The following is a 20,117-nucleotide window of genomic DNA, read 5'->3' on the forward strand; positions in this document are numbered from 1 at the left end:
TGTCCTCGGGCTTCGCGCCGCGGGACAGCCCCGTCGAACTTATTGGTTCGCGTCGATCGCCTTCTGATGAATTTCCAAGTATCGAGCCGCGTTCAAACCTTCGAACCCCTTCACGTACGCGTCCCAATCCTTCTCGATATTCTTGCTTCCCGTAATGAATTGGGCCATATTCGAACGCACGTAGCTGGCGATGTTCGTCTGGAGCTGCGCCGCTTCGCTCGCGTCCTTCGAATCGATGAACACACTGCTCGGATACACTTGAGTAGATTTGTACGGCTCGTATTTCTTCGACTCCAAATACAATCTAAGCTCATAGCCGCCTTCCGCCAGCGGATCCTGCGGCACGGCCCACGAAGCGCGGTATTCCGCGGTCCGGAGGGACGGACCGATCTGCTCCCAGCCGTCGTTGTGCGTCGGCGGCGCCGGTTGATCGCTCGTGATGCGCGCGTACTTCGCAGGCTGCCCGTCAAGGCCGAGCTCTCCCGCTTGCGCTTCCCGCCACTTCTCGTCCTTGGGGCCGAATTCCTGCCGCGCCACGGCTTCTTCCGTAAACAACAGATCGACCAAGCGCATCGCGGCCGCCTGCTGCAGCTCCGACGCCTTATTCGTAATCGCGAATTGCGAGTTGCTCACCCCGCCGTAATAGCCGGCTTGCTGCACGCCGTTCGGCCCCTTCAGCGGCGGAACGGTCGCATATTCCTTGTGGACGGGATGCTTGTCGTCCGGGGAGTACGCGTAGCTGATCAACGCCGTCGTAATGGAGCCCAAGACGTTCGGATCGCGGTTCGCCAGCTGGGATACGGCGTCGGCGTTTTGCGTGAACGCCGCCTTGTCGATCAAGCCTTCCGAGAACAGCTTGTTCATGTATTCAAGCCCTTGGCGCCATTCGTCCTTATTCGCCGCCAGCTCGACCTTGCCGTCCTTCACCATCAAATACTTGGTCCCGTCGTTATAGATGAACGGCGCCATGAGATAGCCGTCGATATTGCCCTCCCACATCGTCTCCAGCGTCGCGCCGGTCAGCGGAATTTCATCCGCCTGTCCGTTCCCGTTCGGATCCTTCTCCTTGAACGCCTTAAGCACGGTATACAGCTCATCCGGCGTCGTCGGCATCTGCAGGCCGACCTTCTCGATCCACTTTTCGTTAATCCAGTATTTCTGGGCATAGGTGCAGTGGAAGCATTCGTTAATTTGCGGAATCGCATAAATATTTCCGTCCGGCGCCGTGATCGACTGCTTCAAGTACGGAATGTCTTCCATCGCCTTCTTTACGTTCGGCGCGTACTTCTCGATCAAGTCGTTCAACGGAAGGAATACGCCTTGCTGGCCGTATTTCATCTGCTCTTCCTTCGTCAGATTGCCGTGCAGAATGACCTCCGGATAGTCGCCGCTGGCCATCATGAGCTGCTTCCGCTCGTTCAGCGCGTCGTTCGGCGCCAGTTCGAAGTCAAGGTCGATATTCGTCTTCTCTTCGATCCACTTCGTGTACAGGTTCGTCTCCATATCTTCGATGGACGGATATTGCGGCGCGAATACCTTCAACTTCAGCTTCTCGGCGACGATCGGGTATTGTCCCGGCGGCGAGACGGCCGGCCCCTCGGCCGCGCCCTTGCCTTGATCTCCGTTCCCGCTCTCGCCGGACTCGCTTACGACGCTCGGCTCTTCATTCGAACCGCTGTCCCCGCCCGTCGAGCAAGCGCTAAGCGCCAGCATCGCCGCAAGAAGCGGCAACGCCATCGTACGAATCGACCATTTCTTCTGAATCACATAAACCCCTCCCGTTTGATTCGCATCCTTTTCCGTGTTCCAACTAAGAGTCTTCATATATCCAGTCCTAGAGGCCGGTCAGCCCTTCAACGAACCGATCATCACCCCTTTGACGAAGTGCTTCTGCACGAACGGATAAATCATTAAGATCGGAAGACTCGCGACGACGATCAACGAATATTTCAGCAAATCCTTAAGCCCCGTCTGCGCCAGCATCTGATCCGCGTTCGACAGCATCGTCGGATCGACCGTATTCAAAATCAGGATGTTCCGCAGGACGATCTGAAGCGGGAACAGCTCCTGGGACTTCAGAAAAATCAAGGCGTCGAAGTAGGCGTTCCAGTGCCCGACCGCGTACATCAACGTCATGACGGCCAGGATCGGCTTGGATAACGGCAGGACGACACTAGTCATGAATCGGATATCCGAGCACCCGTCGAGGGACGCCGCCTCCCAGATTTCCTCCGGGAGGGAGCTTTGGAAGAACGTCTTCGCGATGATGACCTGAAATACGGCCAAGGCGCCCGGAACGATTAACGCCCAACGCGAATCGATCATGCCCAAATCCTTGACGAGCAAGTAGAACGGGATGATTCCGCCGTCGAACAACATCGTGAACACGAGCAGCATCATGATCAGATTCCGCCCGTAGAACGTGCGGCGCGACAGCGGGTACGCGATCAGCACGGTGAGCAGCACGTTCACGAACGTCCCGACGACCGTGTAGTAGACGGAATTCGCGAAGCCGCTCCAGATGCTCTTGCTGTCGAACACCGCTTTATACCCCTCTAGCGAAAACTCGACGGGGAGGATCCACACCTTCCCGGATACGACCGCTTGCGGCGAGCTGAAGGACGAGCTGACGATATGCAGCAGCGGAAGCAGCACGGCGAGAAGCACGAAGACAAGAAATGTGTAGACTCCTAGTAAAAACAACCGGTCGCCGGCCGATTCCCGGATTCCTCTTACGGACAGCATGTTTTTCGCTCCTTCCCTGCTACCATAGACTGCTTCCGGACAACCGCTTGGCTAATGCGTTGACAAGAAGCAGCAAGACGAGATTGATGACCGAGTTGAACAATCCGACGGCGGCGGAGAAGCTGAAGTCCGCGCCGATGAGCCCGACCTTGTACACATAAGTGGAGATGACCTCCGAGGTGCTTAAGTTCAACGGATTTTGCATCAAGTAAATTTTCTCGAAGCCGAGCTTCATGACGTTGCCGACGTTCAGGACGAGCAGCACGACCGTGACCGGAACGATCGACGGAAGGTCGACGTTCACGATTTTCTGAATGCGCGACGCTCCATCCACCCTAGCCGCCTCGTACAACTCCGGATTCACGCCGCTGAGGGCGGCCAAGTAGATGATCGCTCCGTACCCCGTATGCTGCCAGACGTCCGACCACACGTAGATCGATTTGAAGAAAGCGGGAATCCCCATGAAATTGACGGTTTCCCAGCCGAACGCCGTATACAGCTTACTGACCACCCCGACATTCGGCGACAAGTTCACGATCAGGATCGATACCATAATGACCGTAGAGATAAAGTACGGGGCGTACGTAACCATTTGCACAGACTTCTTAAACAGCCCGTTGCGAATCTCGTTGAGCGCCAACGCGAGCAGGATCGGCGCCGGGAAGCCGACGGCGATGCCGTATAGGCTGATGCCGAGCGTATTTTTGATCAGCAGCCAGAAGTTCGGATTCTGAACGAAGCTTCGGAAATGCTCCAGCCCGACCCACTCGCTTCCCCAAATCCCTTGGATGACATTAAATTCCTTGAACGCGATTTGGACGCCGATCATCGGGTAGTACTTGAATAGCAAGATGTAGATCATCGACGGCAAGACGACCAAGTACAGCTGCCAATGCTTCTTTATTTTTTTCACCGCAACAGACAATCTCGTTCCTCCTCTTCTCCGGGCTTGTCGCGAGGCTTCGATGCCCCTTCAGCGTAATCGTCTCCGCCGGCGCGCGCCACACGCAAAAATCATCGGATGTACGATTTTCTCTTCCCCGTCGTCGCGCAAAAAGAAAGCGCGGCGCTCCCGGATCGGGAATGCGCCGCACGGATTTCCGTTTCGGGCAATATTCAATTTTCTAGCGTGACGCATTTTTCACCGCGTCGTACCTCTGCCGATTCCGATATTCGCCCGGGGGCACGCCGACGGATTGACGGAACGCCCGATTGAACGAATTCATATTCGCGTATCCGACCCGCTCCCCGATCTCCTTCACGCTCATGCCCGGCTCCTCCAACAGGAGCGTCTTGGCGCGGCGCATGCGCAGCTCGACGAGGAAGTCGATGAAATTCATGCCGAGCGCTTCTTTGAACAGCTTGCTTACATATTTGGAATTCAAGCCGAATTGCTCGCTTAACCGCTGCAGCGACATATCCGGCTCGGTCGCATGTCGCTCGATGTACTCTCTCACGTTCCGCATCAGCTCATGGCTCGCCCGCTTGCTGCGCTGCTCCTTCATCCTCTCCAGCAGGACGGCGATCGTCAGCGACACGTGCTGCTCCAGCTCGTCGATCGTATCGAAGCTCGCAAGCGCCGCGCTCCAGCCCGCGGCGCCTTCCTGCCGCCACCCCTGGTACAGCTCGGGCGAGATTTCCATCATGACGCGATCGATTTGATACGCCAAATAATTCGCCAGGTTGACGATATCCTCGCGGCGCATCATCGTCATGCGCATCTGCTCGAATAGCGTTCGCAGCCGTTCCGCCGCCTCGTCGTCGCCCATCCGCAACGCATCGACGAGAGAATGAATGTGTTCGATATGGGGCTGCCTCTCGTATTCCGCTCCTTCGGTCTCCTCGACGCTGATGAATCGATTGCTCCCGATGACGGCTTTATAATGAAGCGCCTCGATCGATTGTCGATACGAACGGGCTAATCCGCCGACCTCGCTCGCGATCCCTCCGGCGCCGATCGTTACGGTAAACTTGAGATGCTTCGCCACCCATTCCCGGTACGATTCGAACAGCGCGAAGACGGCTTGATGCGTGAGCTCGGCGTCCGACGGGAAGTGCACGATGCCGGTCAGCCGATTTCGTTCCGTCCATTCCGGCCACGCCCACGCCTCCGATTTGCCTGCGACTTCTTGCGCCACGCTGCTTAATATAAACTTCAACAGGAATTGATCCCGATCGTCGTACCTCGACTGGAAGTCGGCGTAATGGTCGATCTCCAGCATAAATACGATGCCTTGCCGAAACTCCTCGGGCTGGCCGAGCTTGGTCATCATCTCCCGCCACTGCTCGGCGCCGATGCCGCGCTCTCCGGCGAGCAGCTCCCGAAACCAATACTTCTTGCGTAACCCGACGTCCTCTTCGAATTGCGTCTGGTTGCGGTTCGATTGTTCGATCAGATGGTCGAGCGCGGCTCCGATGAAGTCGAATTCATTCCGGTGCTGACTGCCGAACATGTGGCTCCTGCGCTCCGCCGCATAGCGCTTAATGTTCGAGACGATATGGTCGATGGGCTCGTAGTGCTTCCAAGTAATGAAGACGAGGGAGAGCAGCCCGAGCAACACGATGACGACGCCGATATAGGTCCACGCTTGATTGAACTCCAGCAGCAAGCCGATCACCGGCTGCAGCATCATGCCGCTCTCTACCGTCCAACCGGTATAGCCGGATACGTAGGTCGCCATTCTCTCCTTCTGCAGCGTAGGTTTCTCCCGTAACGCGCTCCCGTCCGCCGCATTCATCAGGTTCGCGCCATTACGATCGTACAAGTTGACGAAGCTGACCTCGGCGTGATACAGCTCGTTAATCTGCATCCGCAGTCGTTCGACGTTCACGTTAATGACCACCAGGCCATGAGTGCCTCTCGAGAAGGGAAAGCCTCGAACGAGACTTACGACCTCTCTGCCCGGCTTGGCCGGAAACTCTTGGAACGTTCGAACGTCGGACCATTGGCTGTCCTTGATCGGGAGTTCATCCCCCAGGAACGCGCGATCCGGGTACGTTCCGAGCGGGCTGGAGGTTCTGTTGCTAAGGACATGCCCGTCCCGGTAGCGTACGAAATAGATGGAATCGATCAACGGATAGCTGACGGTTAAGTCTTGCATCAGCTTGACCGAGCGAATGTCGGTATACACATGATTCGGGTCGTTCTCCTCGAAGAAGAGCCGATACTCTTCGTTCGTTAACAGCTCGCGGGTCAGCCGTTCGTCGATCGACTTCAAGGAGAATTCGACCGCCCGGATCGCTTGCCTGGCTAACGTCTCGCTCATCGTCACCGCCTGCCGTTGGCTGTGGAAGCTTAGCACTTGGAAGAAGGCGAAGCACAGGAAGGAGAGTACGACGATAAACACCGGAAGGTACGTCAGCAGCATCCGGTAAAACCCTTTTTTCTTCATGGCTACCCTCCCGAAACATTCGTTCTCTTAGCTTAAAGCGCTTACATAAGAGTTGGCAATACCTTGTTCTTGGGAGTTGTCGAGCGAATCGACGCGATCGAAACTGCTTGCAAAACAGCAAATGCTCCGGACAGAAAATTGTCGCAGAGCATTTGCTCTTACAGCCTTATCCGTTCTTGCGGGCGGCGGCGATCTGTTGATGGAAATCCGGCGTCGCGCTCAGCAGCCAATTCCGGTGAAGCACGGCGGTATCGTCCTGCTCCAACGGACCGTAGCTCCAGCTCCCCCCCGAACCTTCCACATATTCCTTCATAATGATCAGGAAGGCGTTGCTCCAAGAGCGGTATTCCTTGACCGCGGGTACGAGGGGGTAATACTCGTCGTAAGCGCTTCGGATGACGGTGTGCACGACTTCCTGCAGAATGCCGGGAAGATCGGCTTCCTTCACCTTCGCGGCCAGCGCTTCCGGCAGCTCCTTCTCCTCGGTAGCGGCGAAGCGTTCGTACTCCTCCGCCGCCACCGCGCCTTGCTCCTTGGCCATCCACAGAAGCATGCGATCCAAGGCGGGCTTGTACGACGCAGGAACCGAGATCGTAAGCTCCGGCTTCGGCGCGTTCAGGTCGACGACGAACGATTCGCCCATCTTCTGAAGGCGCACATTGCCGCGCACGCCGAGCCATCGCAAGGCGAGCAGCGCATGCGTTCTCATTTTCCCCGGGATTCCTTCGTCTCGACATACCCGGCGCAGCAGCCGTTCGCTCCGCGGATCGGGCAGCAGGCAGAGCATGCGGACGGCCGACAGCACCGTGCTCTCGTCCTTGAGCCATTCCTCCGCTTGGGCGAAGAGCGCGTCCGCCGCTCCCTTCAGCGCCAGGTCCAACTCGATGACCCTTGCGGCGAACTCCTCGAGCGTCAGCATCCCTTGACTCTTCAGGACGTCTTCCCCGCGCTCCTCGACCATCTTCCGATAAGATTCCTCGATATCCTGCGCCATCGCCTCGAACGACTGCCGCTCCTGCGGGGTGACGCCGGGGCGGTTCGCGATCGCACGCGTCCATCCGACCATCGCCGGCGGACTGTTGCGGAACATCATGAACGCGATCGGCACCATCTGCTTGTCGTAGGGAAGCTGCGGCTGCAGCGCATACCTCGCCAAGATCGTCTGCGTGTCGTGTTCCCTGCGCATCAGGCTCAACGCGAGCACCAGCCCGTTCCATGCGCCCGGGTTCGCCGGTTGCTCCTGGATCGCCCGGTACATACAAAATGCTGCAACTCCGTAAGAATCGTTCTGCAGGTGACGGCGGCCTACCCCGCTCATATCTTGGCTCATGTATGCTCATCCTCTTGGCAGTTTTATTCATTACGCCTAGTATACAACATTATCGGGCGCGAGCGGCATATTCATGCTAACGAAATAGACGGCTCACTTCCGCAATCAGTCCTTCGAAAATGAAAGAGCGAGCCGACTCGCCGAGCCTGTACGTCGCGTTGTCCGCGATTTCCTCGTCGGCGAACCGGAACACGGTCACTTCCTTCGCGAACGGGTTCACGATCCAGTATTCTCTCACGCCGCACTTCATATATAGGTCGCACTTGCGAATCATATCCTTGCCCCTCGTGCTCTCGGACAAAATCTCTACGAGCAAAGACGGCACACCCTTGTAATACCCGTCGTCGGAGAGGTGCTCTTCTAGATCGCAAATCATCATCAAGTCGGGCTGTACGACGTTCGCCTGATCTTGCCGCTCCGAACGGCGCAGTTCGATATCGTATGGCGCGACGAACGGCCGGCACGGCCGACCTTCGGACCAACGGTGGAACATGACGGCCAACTCCATTAATGCTACCTGGTGGTCGGTCTTCGGCGACGCGAGGTTGTATATTTCGCCGTCGATATACTCGAACCGTTCGTCTCCCTTGCCCTTCCTAAGCGATAGAAACTCCTCGAACGACGCCTTCCGTCCGCCATAGTTGCCGATAAGATCGTACGGCACCCCGCGTTCCGCGACGATGCCCGCTCGGCTCCGTTCTTCCACCGCCGTCAACTTCGCGATCGCCCGACCGTTCCGCGTCACGATGACGTCTTCCTGCGCAGCGAGGAGTAAATATTTCCCGAAGTTGTTCTGTACCTCCGTCGAACTGACCTCCATGGCCTCACCCCCGGAAACGAATCGACCGATTAGCTAATTTAGCTAATTTCAGAATATCATTCCCTGCGATTCGAAACAAGGTGCGTCCGCTGCGACTTGTCCAGAAATTCCTTCAGCACCCGCGCGTGATTCCACTCGCCGGTATTGGCGGCATAGAGCAGCGTGACCTTCCCTTCCTCGGCCCATGTCCGCAGCCGCTCCAGCGAGCCGCGCATCGATGCGTCCGCTAATTCCGCCTCGTACCGCGCCTTGAACGTCTCGAACCGATCCGCCATGTCCTCCGGCTGCCGGTGGTACCATTCGCGCAGTTCCGCGCTCGGAGCGACCTCCTTCATCCAGAGCGTCAGCTGCGCACGGTCCTTCGACACGCCTCTCGGCCAGAGACGGTCGACGAGAATGCGCCGCCCGTCGGCGGCATCGACAGCATCGTAGATTCGCTTGACGGCGATCTTCTCCATCTTTCCACTCCTTCAGCGAAAAAGACCGCCCGCCAAGCCAGTCGGTCACGGTCTTCCCCTGCACAAACTACATCCCTAATACAAGAACGGAATCAGCTTCTTCGTCCGAGCCGCGTACGCCCGAAACTCCGCGCCGTACTTCGCTTCCAAGTATCGATCCATCGAGGGAATGTGAACCCCTATAAACATAATCGCCATCGCCAAGGGAACCCAACCGGTCAGCCACTGCCCCGCGATCAGGCACATGCCCGCGAAGAGCGCCAGATCGCCGAAATAATTGATGTGCATGGAATAGCGGAACAGTCCCCCGGTATACAGCCGCCCCTTGTTTTCCTCCCGGCGCTTCCACCGATGCCTCAACCATTCCGAGCCGGTATTGAGATCCGAGCCGACCAGGTAGAGCAACGCCCCGGCCCATACCCATCCGTCCGCTTCCGCCGGATTCGCGGCGCCGAGGACGGCGAACGTGGCATGAATGAGGAACACCCAAGCCGACACCCCGAATACTTCCTTCCAAGGCATCGCGCGCCGCAGCAAATACAACGTCGTAAAGCAAATCCGGAAGAAATACAGCCATAAGCAGGCCGTCAGCAGCCCGGCTCTGATCGGCGCCGCGCCTTGCGCGGGCGCGTCCTGCAGCAGCCACAACGTCGCCAGTCCGACGGAAACGAGATGAAGCAGCAGGAAGACGATCCGCTGCCGGTACGAACGCTCGGTCAACGCAGACATGGGCATCCCCCGATCCCTTGGTTTGCATCCCGTCCCGACTGGAACCTTGCTCGCATCCTCGGCCCGAACGCGTGCGAACGGGAAAACCTCCCGCTCACTCCCGCCCCAGACGTCCGAAACGATCCTCGAACGGGAAATCCTCCCGTTTATTTCGCCGCATTCGACGGTTTTCTGCCATTTCCCGCCAATAAGCCGGAGGTTTTCCCGTCCATGAGGCGGATGCCGGCCCGAACGAACCGATAAGAGGGAGGATTTCCTTTTCGCGTTGGAAATTCACAAGAAACGGAATGCTTTCCATCATTGTACCGAAGGGGAATCCCCGAGTCGAGTCATTCCTCCGCCTCCTCCGCTTCCTACGCTTAAGCTTCCTCCCACAATCGGCGCAAGTTGTCCATGGCGATCTTGGAGGCGGATTTGCACTCCTCCATACCTTCGAACTCCACGGTAATGTTCCCGTCGTAGCCCGACGCCTTCACGAGCCTCACGATCTTGCGGATCGGGAGATCGCCGTGCCCGACGATCGCGCCCCGCAGGAAGTTGTCGTTCGCCGTTCGGAACCAGACGCCGTCGCCCGGAGGCTCGTCGAACGGACGAATGTAGAAATCCTTGAAGTGAACCAAAGACGCGTAAGGCAGGTTCTTCTTGACGCCGATGACCGGATCCTCGTCCACGCACAGGAAGTTGCCGATATCGAGCGTCGTCTTGAAGTTCGGACGGTCGACCGCCTGCAGCACGCGCTGCACGCGATCGCTCGACTGCACGCTGAAGCCGTGGTTTTCGATCGTCGTCGTAATGCCGTACTGCGCGGCGTAATCGGCGATGATCCGACTGCCCTTGACGATCAAGGGCAAGCTCTCCTCGAACCAGCGGATCGTCATCTGTTCCTTCGGCAGCGTGAACGCCGTCACGTCGTGCCGCATATGCTTCACGCCCATCCGAAACACGACGTCGACATGCCGCTTCACCCGCGCCATCTCCGCCTCGAACGCCTCCTCGGTATCCTGCACGAAATTCGCGGGCATGGAATAGTTGGACAGCTCGATGCCGACCGCCTTCGCCTTCTCGCGAATCGCGTCCGCCAGCTCGGGGTTGTCCTCCACCGTGTACCCGTAAGGAACCATCTCCATATGTTCGCCGCCGTTGTCCGCGATCCACTCGATCGCGTCCAGCACCGTCATCTCGCCGGACTTCAACGCGTTCAACAAGCTGTACGTGCTTAACCCTACTTTCATCGCCTACAATCGCCCCTTCCTCGAAAATGAAAACGAATCACCGCAGCGCGCCCCGCACGACGGCCATCTTCCTTGCGTCGATCCGGGTTCGGAACGTGCCGTCCTCCCGAACCCCCGACCCGAAATGAACCTCGGCCGCCCCGGTCTCCCGCACGAACGCCTCCAGCCCTTCCGGCGTCAGGCCGTGCCCTGCAAGAATCCGCAGATGGGTCCGAGCGGCCGCGTCGACGAGCTCGCGGATGCGAGGCATCGCCCGCGGGGCCGGCGCTAAGCCTCCCGACGTCAAGATGCGGGAAATCGAAGGGAACGCGGATAACGCCTCCAACGCTTCGAAGAGGTCCCTCGCCTCGTCGAACGCCCGGTGGAACGTCGCGTCCAATCCGGCGCTGGCCGCTACGAGCCGCTTCACCGCATACGCGTCGACCTCGCCCCCCGGCGTCAGCGCCCCGAACACGACCCCCGCGGCCCCGGCGCGGCGCACGAGCTCGATGTCCCGTTCCATGACGGCGAGGTCGAATTCGTCGTAGACGAAGGAGCGAGCGTGGGGCCGGATCATGACGTTCACGGGAACCGCGCCGGCCACCTTCACCGCCCCCTCGACGAGGCCGGCGCTCGGCGTCAGCCCGCCTTCGCCGATGCCCGTCACCAGCTCGATCCGGTCCGCCCCGAACCTTACGGCATCCCGAACGTCCGAGACGCTCACCGCGATCACCTCTAAGAGCACGAAGCTTCCTCCCCCGTCGTCCGCAGCCGGAAGACGCTGCGATTTTCTCCGATAACAACCCCATTGTCATTGAAAATGTCCTTCGGTCCGATGCGCCGCATCCTTCGAATCGTCTCTTCGTTGCCGTAGCCGATTTGCTCGAGAATCGACGCGACGATCGAAGGCCACTCCTCCTCGGAGCCGTCCGTCACCTTCAGCGCGAACGCGAGCCGCTCCTTGCGCAGTCCGAAGCAGTAGATGCCCTTGGCGCCGCCCTTCGCGACGATGTTCGGGTCCTTCAATAAGTTCGGACAGATGAGATAGTCGGCCGAGATCAGATCCGGGTTCGCGTTCATGAGCGCGCCGACCCGCTCCGCCGCGCGCCGCAGCGCCGCGTCGGCGATCAAGTCCGGGCAAGCGAGCCTCAAGAACGCGTTCGCCATCGCGGAGAGCGGCATCCCGAAGACGGGGAAGCCGCAGCCGTCCGTGCCGATGACGATGTCCTCGACGCGGCACCCCGACAGCTCGGCGGCCAGCCGCAATATCCGCTGCTGCGCCGGATGCTCCGACCGCTCGTAGCCGTCCGTCGGCAGCCCCGTCGCGATGCAGTACGCCAGCACGCCGAGATGCTTGCCCGAGCAGTTATGGTAGACGCGCCGCGGCCCGGAGCCGCCCGCGACGAGCGCATCTCGGGCCGAAGCGTCGAGCGGGTACGTCGGCTTGCAGACGAGCGACTCCTCGCTTAGCCCGAGCTTCCGCAGCATCCCGTCCAGCGCCGTCACATGGTACGGCAGCGCCCGGTGCGACGCCGTCATGACCGTCAGTTCCTCGTCCGCGAAGCCGAGCTTCTCGTCCAGCCGCTCCAGGAAGAAGGGCAGCGCCTGGATCGGCTTCGCGGCGGAGCGCAGGAACGTCGCGTACGCCGGGTCGCCGACCGCATAGCGCACACGCCCGGTTTCGTCTACGCCGCAGATGTGGCCGTAGTGGACATTTTCCAGCATCCCGCCTCGAAACTCTTGGACTAACGCCTCCGTCATGGCAGCAGCTCCAGCTCGATGACCGTATCCCAATCGTCCGGCAGCTCCGCTCCCTTCAGCGTAATGAACGCGCCGCTCTCGATATCGGAATAGTGATCCGCCATCCACGGCACCGACACGATCAGCTCGCTGCCGTCCTGCAGCAGCCGGGCTTTCTTGATCTTCCCCTTCAGCCCTTGGAAGTAGATCGGCCCGACGCCCCGGTCGAACACATGCGCGTACAGCTTGTTCCCGTTCTGCGTGTACCGTCCCCACTCCGGCTTCGGCAGCGCCGACGCCCCGCAGCCGTAGATGCTGTCGCCGTTCCGGCGCAGCCATTCGCCGACGCCCTCGAGGATGTCGAGCGAAGGCTTCGGAATTTCCCCCTTGGCGTCCGGGCCGACGTTGAGCAGCAGGTTTCCGTTCTTGCTCACGCATTCCACGAGCGTCCGAACGACCTGCTTCGGCGACTTGTACGCGCGGTCCTCCGAATGATACCCCCAGTTGTCGTTCAGCGTAATGCAAGCCTCCCACGGGATCGACTTGCCGTTCTCGTCGACGATGCCGCCCGGCGGAATGATCTGCTCCGGCGAGTAGAAATCCCCCGCGTACACTTCCGGCTCCGCCGCCTTGATGTTGCCTCCGAGCCGATTGTCGATAATGATGTTCGGCTGAATCGATCGGATCATCTGCACGAGCTCCGTCGCTTTCCACTTTTCCCCGGTCATGTCGTCGTAAGAGAAATCGAACCACATAATGTCGATCGGGCCGTAGTTCGTCAGCAGCTCGCGGACTTGGCCGTGCATGTAGGTCAAATACCGTTCGAAGTCGATCGGCTTATCCTTGAACGCCGGATTGTCCCGCTCCGGATGGATGCGGTCGCCGTACGCCGGGTAATCGTCGTGATGCCAGTCGATGATCGAATAATAAAACCCGACGCCGAGCCCCTCCGCCCGGAACGCGTCCACGTATTCTCGCACTAGATCGCGCCCCGCCGGCGTATTCGTCGCCTTGTAGTCCGTCAGCGCGCTGTCGAACAGACAGAAGCCGTCGTGATGCTTCGTCGTCAGCACCGCATATTTCTGCCCCGCTTGCTTCGCCGCGCGCGCCCACGCCTTCGGGTCGTACCGGCTCGCGTCGAACTCCTCGAAGTAAGGCTGATACGCTTCGTTGCTGATCTTCTCCACGCTTCGAACCCATTCTCCCCGCGCGGGAATCGCATACAGCCCCCAGTGAATGAACATGCCGAACCGGTCTTGCAGAAAATGCTCCACGCGCTCTTCCCTCGTACTCATCGTCGAAACGCCTCCCTATTCATAATGGAAGGACCCGTTCGAAAGAACGGGTCCGCCCTGCGAGCCCACGAATTACTGCATCGCCGTATAAGCTTCTTGGTAAATCTCCAGCAAGCGGTTCAAATTCATCGTCTCGAGCGTCTTCACGTACGTGTCCCACTCCGCTTCGATGTCGGCGTCGCCGATAATGAACCGCGCGAGCATCTCGTCGACGTAGTCGTTCACCGTCTTCGCGATATCGGCCGATTCCGTCGCTTGCTCGTTCGTCATGAACAGCGGCGGCACGGTCGCGACGTCCTTCGGCAGGTACGGCTCGTAGTTGTTCTTCGTTTCATTGTACAGGATTACCTCCAGATCGTCTTCGCCCTTGCTGACCGCGCTAAGGCGGAAGTCGTTGGAGCGGAGCGCCGGGCCGGTCTGCGCCCAATGCACGTTCTGCACCTCGCCGAACGACTTCAGCTCCGACCACTTCGCCGGCTGGCCGTTAATGCCGAGCTCGCCGTCCTTCGCGTCGCGCCATTCCGAGTCCGGGCGGCCGTAGTTACTGCGCAGCGTATGCTCGTATTCGTACAAGCCGTCCGCCCAGCGGAGCGCGACCTCCGGGTTTTGCGCTTTGTTCGTAATGATGAAGGTGCCCGTCGTCATGCCCGTCGGATCGTTCGGCGCGTACTGCACGCCGTTCGGCCCTTTAAGCGCCGGCACCGTCACGTATTCGGCCCAGCGTCCGCTCTCGCCGAGCAGCTGCGTGAACACCCCTTGGTGACCGCCCGTCGACGCGCCGAGGAGAACCGTGTCCGGATTTTCCCCGACTTGGATCAGCTGATTATCGTCCTGCGTGAACGACTCCGGCGTCAGCAGCCCTTCGGCGTACAGCTTGTTCAGATACTTCAGCCCTTCCTTCCACTCCGGCTTGTTGAACGCGGCGTCGAGCTTGCCATCCTTCACGTACAGGCGCTTCGTATTGCCGTAGGCCGGGTTGTAGATGAAGGCGTTCATCAAGAAGGCGTCGATCGAAGAGCGCCACGACTTCGGCGAGATCGAGAGCGCAATTTCGTCCGCTTGGCCGTTGCCGTTCGGGTCCTGCGTCTTGAACGCTTTCAACACTTCGTAGAACTCGTCCGTCGTCGTCGGCATCGACAAGCCGAGCTTCGTCAGCCACGGCTCGTAGATCCACATCTTCTGGCTCTGCGAGCAGTGATAGCACTCGTTGATTTCCGGCAGCGAATAGATGTTGCCGTCCGGCGCCGTGATCGCCTCTTGGATGTCCGGGCGGTCTGCGAACAGCTTCTTGGTCTGGGACCCTTGCTTCTCGATCAGTTCGTTCAGCGGGAGGAAGACGCCCTCCGAGCCGTAAATCATCTCTTGCGCGGGCGATACGTTCAGCCCCATGATGACGTCCGGGTAATCGCCGCTCGCGAGCACGAGGTTCAGCTTCTCCTGCATGCTCTGCTCCGGCACGACCTCCCACTCGATATGCACGTTCGTCTTCTCTTCGTACCACTTGGTGAATTCGTTCGTGGCGAAGTCTTCGACGAGCGGGTTGCCGCGCACCATCACCTTCAGCGTCGTCTTCTCGTTCACGATCGGGTACGTGCCCGGCTCGGTCAGCAGCTCTTGAGGCGCTCCCGCCGATTCGCTCGACGCCGGCTCGGCGCCGCCCTCTTCGCTCGCCGTGCCGGCGCAGCCCGCCAGCACCGCGGTCGCAAACAACGTTAACGCGAGTATGCCGATCCCATATCTTCTCTTCATGGATGGATATCCCCCTTATTGAATCATGCGTATGTCATGTACCTTCTTGTACCTAACCTTTAATCGAACCGATCATAACGCCCTTCACGAAGAACTTCTGCACGAACGGGTAGACGATCAACAGCGGGACCGACGTCACCACGATAAGCGAATACTTGAGCAGCTCCCTGAGACCTTGCCGCGCGGCCGCCGTCTTCGCGTCGCCCAGCATCTCGATGTTGACCTCGTTCTGAATGAGAATGTCCCGCAGTACGAGTTGAAGCGGATACAAATCTGGGTTTTTCAAATAAATCATCGCGTTGAAATATTGATTCCAATGCCCGACCCCGTAGAACAGGGCGATGACCGCCACAATCGGCCCGGATAACGGAAGCACGATCCGGAGCAGGAAGCGGAAGTCGTTGCAGCCGTCCAGCTGCGAAGCCTCCAACAGCTCGTGGGGAATCGTGGTCTGGAAGTACGTTCGCATGATGATCACGTTCCACACCGACAGCGCCGTCGGCACGATCAAGGACCATATCGTGTCGAGCATTGACAGCTCTTTGACAAGCAAATACGTCGGAATGAGGCCCCCGTTGAACATCATCGTGAACACGAGCAGCAGCATGAAGCCGGCCCTCCCGCGGAAGTCGCGGCGTGACAGCGGGTATGCCGCCAGAATCGTCATGATGACGTTCAACAGCGTGCCCGCGGCCGTGTACAGGAACGTGTTGGCGAACCCGGTCAGGACGTTGTTGTTTTTGAAAATCGCCTTATATCCTTCCAGCGACGGCTCGACCGGCCATAACCATACCTTGCCGGACATGACCGCATACGTGGAGCTGAAGGAGGCGCTGACCACGTAAACGAGCGGGTACGCCACGATGATCAGAACGAGCGTTAACAGCAGCGTGTTGGCGACGTTGAACCACCGGTCGCCGCCGGATTCTTTCATGACGGTACGACTCATCGTTGCGCCCCCCTCACCATAAGCTCTCCTGACCCATCTTCTTCGCGGCTCCGTTGACGACGACGATCAAGACGAAGCCGATGACGGCTTTGAACAACCCGATGGCGGTCGCGTAAGAGAAGTTAAGCGCCTGCGAGATGAGGCCGACCTTGTACACGTACGTGTCGATCACTTCGGACGTCCGCAGATTGAGCGAATTTTGCATGAGCAATATTTTCTCGAACCCGGTTTCCATAACCGTCCCCGTGTTCAGAATGAGCAGGATGACCGCGATCGGCATAATGCTCGGAATGTCGATATGCCAGATCCGCTGCAGCTTGCTTGCGCCGTCCATGACGCCCGCCTCGTGCAGGGAAGGATCGATACCCGCCAGCGCCGCCAAATAGATGATGCAGGCGAACCCGACGTTCTGCCACACATGCGACCATACGTAGATCGACTGGAACATCGACGCTTCGGCCATGAAGTTGATCGGTTCGACCCCGAACCATCCGAGCATCGCGTTCAGAATGCCGGTCCGCGGATCCAAAAATTGCAGGAGCAAGCCGACCAAGACGACGAGCGAGATGAAATAAGGCGCGTACGTGACCATCTGCACCGTCTTCTTGAATCGTTCGTTCTTGGCGTAATGCAGTCCGATGGCTAACAGGATGGGGAAAGGGAAGCTGGCGATCAACGTATAGAAGCTGATCGACAACGTATTGCCCAACAGCCGCCAGAATTCGTACGAGCCGAAGAACCGCTCGAATTGATCGAACCCGACCCACGGACTGCCGAACAACCCTTTCGTTACCGAAAACTGTTTGAAAGCGATCACATTTCCTAACATAGGAACATACTTGAACAGAAGGACGTAGATCAGCGGCAATGCGAACAATGCGTACAGCTGCCAGCCCTTCCTTAGATCTTGCAGCGTTCTCAGGCGACGCCCCCCTCTCGTATCTCTCCTCACCCGGCCGGTGTGATTCGAAGTATAGGATCGATGAGGGGCGTCCGTAAATATGATAAATTCCGGCGTTATGCCGAAGTTTAGATCGGGGGAGTTCGGCGCATTATGCACGAATTATGCATTGTGCAATGCTTTAGAAGCCGCTTCCGTCTTGGGGTTTCCGGGATTTGCGGTATTCGGTGGCGCTGAGGCCGTTCGCCCGTTTGAAAGCGCGGCTGAACGTGTTCAGCGAATAATAGCCGACCGCGACGGCGATCTCGTTGACCGGCGCGTCGCTCCCTTCGAGGAGGGTACGGGCGTGCGTCATGCGCAGCCGCTCGAGATAATCGGAGAAGTTCACCCCGGTTTGTTCTTTGAAAAAGTAAGAAATATACGCCTCCGACGTCTGCGTATGCTCCGCCAGCTTGCCGAGACTTAGATCCGTACGGTGGTAATTCTCTTCGATGTACCGGATCAGATCGTCCTTCAGCTGCAGGTTGTGGCTCTTCTTCCGGTCGTTCTGACTCCGGCAGATCGAGAGGAAGGCGCCCGCGATCTCGTCGAACGCGGCCTTCGGCGGCTTGCCGGTTTCCACCGCCAGCAGCGCGCGCTCGATCTCCTCGCGGTGCGGATCGAGGCCGGAGCCGGCCTCCCCGATGCACTTGAGCAGCGTCCCGGACAGCTCGCCGAGCAGGATGCGGCCGACCGCCGCGGGCAGGCTCTGCCGCACTAGGTTGTTGTCGCGGATTTGTTCTAACAACGCGTCCGTCTCCGTCACGTTGCCGGAGGCGACCAGATTGACGAGCCGAAGCTCCACGTCGGGCGGGTAGAAATACGTCGGCATCGCCGGGCTCGCATCGTCCTGGAAGACGATCGCGCGCTCGCTCGACCAGCTCTCCCGCTGCATCAGCAGCCGCGCTTCCTCGAACGAACGGCTGATGTCCGTCAGTCGGCGGCAGCAGCCGCCGACCGAGACGTGCACGGCGACGTGAAGCTCGTTCGCGAACCGTTCGCGGAGCTCGCCGAGAATGCGGCGCAGCTTGTCCATGAACGCCGCCGCGGAATCGGCGTCCCCGTTCATGAGCAGCGCGATCTGGTTTTCGCTTAGGTCGTGAGCCGCGATCGTCCGGCCGTAGCTCTTCGCCAGCACGTCCCGTACGCCGAGCTTGCGAATATCGAGCTCTCGCAGCATCTCCTCGTTGTAGCCGCCGTCGTAACCGGAGATCTCCAGCAGTCCGACGGCGTGGAACTCCCCTTCCCAGGAGACGCGCGCATGCTCCATCGCGACGGCGATATCTTGATTCGAGGCGTAGTAGCCTCGCAGCAATCTGTCGTAAAATCCGCTGCGGAGCAGCGGCATCTGCAGCTCGAGCTTCTCCTCGAGATCGCCGTTGCGATGCACGAGATTCGTCACGGAGGAGCGAATCTCGTCCCAGGCGTTCCGCGCCGGCGCCGCGGTTTCCGAGCCCGCCGTCCGTCCGGCCGTCGGCAGCGTCCGCAGCAGCATCCAGAGCGGCCGGCTGTTGCGGTACGCGAACAAGAGGGCGGCCGCCATTCCCGCGAGCAGTCCCAACGCCAGAATCGTCGAGAGGAGGCGTCTTAAGTACTGCACCTTCTCCAGCACGGCCGCCTCCGGCTGCGCGGACACGTACGTCCAGCCGTTGTAGTCCGACGTCGACCGGGTGACCAGCATGCGCCGCCCGTCGATGTCCGCCTCGGAGAAGCCGTCGCTTAAAGCTTCGGACCACGACGTATCGCCGACGACGCCGGATTGGCTGATCGTCTGCCCGTGCTCGTCCTGGATGAACGCGAAGCCGCCGTCGCCCGAGCTCAATCGGCGCAGCATGTTCTGGATTTGCGTGTTATCGATCAGAAACAGAACGAGCGCCGGGTGCTCCTTCGTGCCGAAGGAACGCAGGTACGTCACGACGGAGTGCTGCTTCCCCTCGTACGTGACGATCTGCCCCTGCAGGAACGCCTTCGAGCGGTACCGATCGGCGAGCGCGCCGACCCACGTCTCGTACGATTGTCCCTCGTATCGGAATTTCAAATCGTAAAACTGCCGCAGCTTGTACATCGCGTTCGGCGATACGATCATCTCGCTGTCCGGGTAAACGACGAAATAGTCCAAGATGAAGTGGTTGAACAGCGGGTAGTCGAACAAATCCTTATGAAGCTCGAGAATGCGCACCGGGTTCGTCCCCGCGAACGGCTGCTCGACGTATTGGAACGACCGCGCCTTCGTGCCGCCGGCCACCTGCTCCGCGATCGTCTCGATCTCCTCGAAGCGCCGATCCAGAATGTCCTTCGTCTGTTCCATGACGGTGAAGGCCGTCTCTTTCGTTTGGCTTTCGATGAGCTGCGACGTTCGTTCATACGCGTAATAGCCCACGCTCAAGAACCCTACAAGCAACAGGGCGTAGGGGATAAAGAAATGAAGCAGCACCTTTAGATCCTTGCGGCTGCTTCGGAATGACCCTTTTCTAGTAAGCATATGTGTGTTCATCTCCATAGGTGTTCGGAATGCCGAAGAAGTGAAACCGTTTACTTAACAGTGTAAAGGAGTTAGGGGAAGGTGGCAATGTTTATGGCCCAGGAAATATGTGTCCGTAGGACGATCAACAAACAAAACCTCGACGTAGGCCATCCGATTCATATTTTATGTAGGCATGCGGCCCCCTACTCGCCTTATTCCTGGTACAATAGTAATATTTGTATAGGAAGGGGATGTCCGACATGTTCAAGCGGCATCCGCAGATGATTCTGCCGCT

The 20,117-nt window shown here is 59.0% G+C and carries 16 protein-coding genes; all 16 read right to left on the bottom strand.

Going from position 1 to position 20,117, the window contains the following annotated elements; genetic code table 11:
* Window positions 1-39: 39 nt before the first annotated feature.
* A complete protein-coding gene (locus FE782_RS01660; protein WP_238392301.1) occupies window positions 40-1,767 on the bottom strand; it encodes an ABC transporter substrate-binding protein in 1,728 nt (575 codons plus the stop codon).
* A gap of 78 nt (window positions 1,768-1,845) precedes the next feature.
* Complete coding sequence (locus FE782_RS01665; protein WP_202914463.1) at window positions 1,846-2,745, bottom strand: carbohydrate ABC transporter permease; 900 nt, start codon at window positions 2,743-2,745, stop codon at window positions 1,846-1,848.
* 19 nt (window positions 2,746-2,764) lie between these two features.
* On the bottom strand, window positions 2,765-3,670 hold the full coding sequence (locus FE782_RS01670; RefSeq protein ID WP_238392302.1) for an ABC transporter permease: 906 nt from the start codon (window positions 3,668-3,670) through the stop codon (window positions 2,765-2,767).
* A gap of 199 nt (window positions 3,671-3,869) precedes the next feature.
* Entirely contained in the window at window positions 3,870-6,137 is a 2,268-nt protein-coding gene (locus FE782_RS01675; protein WP_138191835.1) for an AraC family transcriptional regulator, read from the bottom strand.
* 166 nt (window positions 6,138-6,303) lie between these two features.
* Entirely contained in the window at window positions 6,304-7,467 is a 1,164-nt protein-coding gene (locus FE782_RS01680; protein WP_138191837.1) for a HEAT repeat domain-containing protein, read from the bottom strand.
* 76 nt (window positions 7,468-7,543) lie between these two features.
* Window positions 7,544-8,287, bottom strand: a complete 744-nt coding sequence (locus FE782_RS01685; RefSeq protein ID WP_138191839.1) for a type II toxin-antitoxin system prevent-host-death family antitoxin — start codon at window positions 8,285-8,287, stop codon at window positions 7,544-7,546.
* Window positions 8,288-8,343: 56 nt separating this feature from the next.
* The gene (locus tag FE782_RS01690; RefSeq protein ID WP_138191841.1) at window positions 8,344-8,745 is read right to left on the bottom strand and encodes a DUF488 domain-containing protein; all 402 of its coding nucleotides are present in this window, start codon (window positions 8,743-8,745) and stop codon (window positions 8,344-8,346) included.
* 75 nt (window positions 8,746-8,820) lie between these two features.
* On the bottom strand, window positions 8,821-9,474 hold the full coding sequence (locus FE782_RS01695) for a DUF1295 domain-containing protein (RefSeq protein WP_202914464.1): 654 nt from the start codon (window positions 9,472-9,474) through the stop codon (window positions 8,821-8,823).
* A 359-nt stretch (window positions 9,475-9,833) separates the two neighbouring features.
* Window positions 9,834-10,706 (bottom strand): sugar phosphate isomerase/epimerase family protein, encoded by an 873-nt coding sequence (locus FE782_RS01700; RefSeq protein WP_138191845.1) that lies wholly within the window; start codon window positions 10,704-10,706, stop codon window positions 9,834-9,836.
* A 37-nt stretch (window positions 10,707-10,743) separates the two neighbouring features.
* A complete protein-coding gene (locus tag FE782_RS01705; RefSeq protein ID WP_138191847.1) occupies window positions 10,744-11,430 on the bottom strand; it encodes a copper homeostasis protein CutC in 687 nt (228 codons plus the stop codon).
* Window positions 11,421-12,446: an asparaginase gene (locus FE782_RS01710; protein WP_138191849.1), complete on the bottom strand. Its 1,026-nt coding sequence runs from the start codon at window positions 12,444-12,446 to the stop codon at window positions 11,421-11,423. Before FE782_RS01710 ends, FE782_RS01705 begins: the two co-directional genes overlap by 10 nt.
* On the bottom strand, window positions 12,443-13,720 hold the full coding sequence (locus FE782_RS01715) for an alpha-L-fucosidase (RefSeq protein ID WP_138191851.1): 1,278 nt from the start codon (window positions 13,718-13,720) through the stop codon (window positions 12,443-12,445). The genes FE782_RS01710 and FE782_RS01715 overlap by 4 nt, the downstream gene beginning before the upstream one ends.
* A 72-nt stretch (window positions 13,721-13,792) precedes the next feature.
* Window positions 13,793-15,469, bottom strand: a complete 1,677-nt coding sequence (locus FE782_RS01720; protein WP_138191853.1) for an ABC transporter substrate-binding protein — start codon at window positions 15,467-15,469, stop codon at window positions 13,793-13,795.
* 52 nt (window positions 15,470-15,521) lie between these two features.
* Window positions 15,522-16,418, bottom strand: a complete 897-nt coding sequence (locus tag FE782_RS01725) for a carbohydrate ABC transporter permease (protein WP_138191855.1) — start codon at window positions 16,416-16,418, stop codon at window positions 15,522-15,524.
* Window positions 16,419-16,431: 13 nt separating this feature from the next.
* Entirely contained in the window at window positions 16,432-17,304 is an 873-nt protein-coding gene (locus tag FE782_RS01730) for an ABC transporter permease (protein ID WP_138192413.1), read from the bottom strand.
* Between the two features lie 196 nt (window positions 17,305-17,500).
* Window positions 17,501-19,840 (bottom strand): helix-turn-helix domain-containing protein, encoded by a 2,340-nt coding sequence (locus tag FE782_RS01735; RefSeq protein ID WP_158299204.1) that lies wholly within the window; start codon window positions 19,838-19,840, stop codon window positions 17,501-17,503.
* Window positions 19,841-20,117 lie beyond the last annotated feature (277 nt).

Origin of the sequence: Paenibacillus antri, assembly GCF_005765165.1 — a bacterium.
GTDB classification, from domain to species: Bacteria; Bacillota; Bacilli; order Paenibacillales; family YIM-B00363; genus Paenibacillus_AE; species Paenibacillus_AE antri.